Source organism: Sphingomonas sp. Leaf10 (assembly GCF_001421245.1).
Classification (GTDB): Bacteria; Pseudomonadota; Alphaproteobacteria; order Sphingomonadales; family Sphingomonadaceae; genus Sphingomonas.
The window spans coordinates 1-1,767 of record NZ_LMKE01000031.1 but is presented as its reverse complement, the minus strand read 5'-3'; the positions used below and the strand labels follow the sequence as shown (position 1 = coordinate 1,767).

At 63.0% G+C, this 1,767-nt stretch carries 1 protein-coding gene, 1 tRNA gene and 1 pseudogene; 2 read left to right on the top strand and 1 reads right to left on the bottom strand.

Annotation, left to right across the window (positions count from 1 at the left end; all coding sequences use genetic code 11):
• Nucleotides 1-57: 57 nt before the first annotated feature.
• The gene (locus ASE59_RS15265; protein WP_056458153.1) at nucleotides 58-780 is read right to left on the bottom strand and encodes a DUF1134 domain-containing protein; all 723 of its coding nucleotides are present in this window, start codon (nucleotides 778-780) and stop codon (nucleotides 58-60) included.
• A gap of 163 nt (nucleotides 781-943) precedes the next feature.
• Between ASE59_RS15265 and ASE59_RS15260 the strand changes: the two genes are divergently transcribed.
• Together ASE59_RS15260 and ASE59_RS15255 are read left to right on the top strand one after the other, a co-directional pair.
• Nucleotides 944-1,036, top strand: a tRNA-Ser gene (locus ASE59_RS15260).
• A 246-nt stretch (nucleotides 1,037-1,282) separates the two neighbouring features.
• Nucleotides 1,283-1,708 (top strand): annotated as a pseudogene (locus ASE59_RS15255) (transposase); the annotation flags it as partial.
• Nucleotides 1,709-1,767 lie beyond the last annotated feature (59 nt).

Here is a 1,767-nt window from a genome sequence, read left to right as displayed (position 1 = left end):
GGCTTCGCCCGCCGGCCGGGCTGGCGGGAGTCCGGCGGTTGCCGGCCCCGCTGCGCCTTAAAACGGCAGCCATTTCTGCTTTTCGCTGAACCGCATGTACCCGACATTGGCGCCCAGTCGCCAACCGACGCCGAGGCGGACCGGGATCAGCACCACGTCGCCGCGCCGCAGATAGCTGGCCGAAAATCCACCGACGAAATAGGCGCGCCCCTCGGCAGCCGGGAAGCGTTTGTAGAGCTCCTGCGAATCATAGAGGTTGTAGACCAGCACGAAGACCTTGGTCGCGTCGCCGCCGACGTCGAAGCCGACCGACGGCCCGGTCCAATAGACCGGGCGCTGGCCCTCGACCCGGTGGTTCATGATTCCCGAGCCATAGCGTAGCCCGACGACGAACGCGCCCGCCGCTTCGCGTCCTGCGATGTAGGCGTTGGGTTTGCCCTGATCCTTCAGGATGTTTTCGATGATCCCGGCCAGCCCCTCGGCCCCGCGCCCGAACACACCTTCGGCCGCACCGATCAGGTCGTCGCGTTCGAAGGTCTCGTTGGCGGCGCTGGTCGCGGTGCTGCTCGGCGGGGTCTGGTTGACCGGCGGCTGGGTCTGGGCCGGCTGGACCGGTTCCTGATAGGCGGGCGGTACGTCGCTACGCTGCGTCGGCCGAGGCGCCGGTGCGGTCGCCAGATCACCATCGATCGCGTCATTGGGGTCGACGGTGCGCACTTGCGCGTGGGCAGGAACCGCCAGCAACAGGAGCGGTGCCATCCACCCGATCAACCGTTTCATTCCATACTCCCCGCGTTCGTACCCGTGCGCTCACGATAGCGGCCAAGCGCATGTCCCTGCAATGAACGCGCGGTCGATCGGCCGGCAATTACGTTCAACGTAGGGAGTTGATCACCGCGACAACCCTCGCTATAGGCCCCCACTCCAAGGCGCGACGCGCTTGGGAGACGTGGGTGAGTGGCTGAAACCAGCGGTTTGCTAAACCGCCGTAGGGGGATTACTCCTACCGAGGGTTCGAATCCCTCCGTCTCCGCCATGGAGTAATGGCAGCGTCTTGTTGTTATTCACGAATTATGACTGCCGAGTGTTCCGGTCCCTCAGTCGTTCCCGCAATAGGGCACGAACGTCGGCGATCGTCGGTGGTCATTCACGCGGAAATGCCGGTAAGAAACTTTTTCGCATAGCAGGCTAGTTTCTGCGCCAACCCTCGGCGTACTCCCGGCGGTGAGAGACCCTTTAAGAATGGGTTGAACTAACGGCCGGGTGCTGATTCAAGCTTGGGATGTGGACCCGAGAGAGCCGTGGCCGGATAGCGGAATTTGAGCGACGAGCGAAGCGCTACCCGACCGATCTGACGGACGAGGAGTGGCGGTTCATTTAGCCTTTCCTGCCACCAGTCTCAAATCGCGGCCGCAAGCCTAAGACCAATCTGCGCGAGGTGCTCGACGCATTACGCTACCTTGCCCGGACCGGGGGCGGGTGGCGGATGTTGCCGAACGACTTTCCATCTTGGCAGACGGTATATTGGTGGTTCCGCCGCTTCGTACGCCGACTGCTGTTCCGCACGATCCACGACGTCACGCTGATGCTCGATCGCGAACGCGAAGGGCGCGAGCAGAACCCGAGTGCCGCTGTTGTCGACAGCCAGTCGATCAAGGCGCCAGCGGCAGAAAAGCGCGGGTTTGACGCCGGAAAGAAGATTGTCGGTTGTGACGTGACCCCCGTTTCTTCATCCACGTTGAACTAGAGACCGGCCCTTGAAGGGAC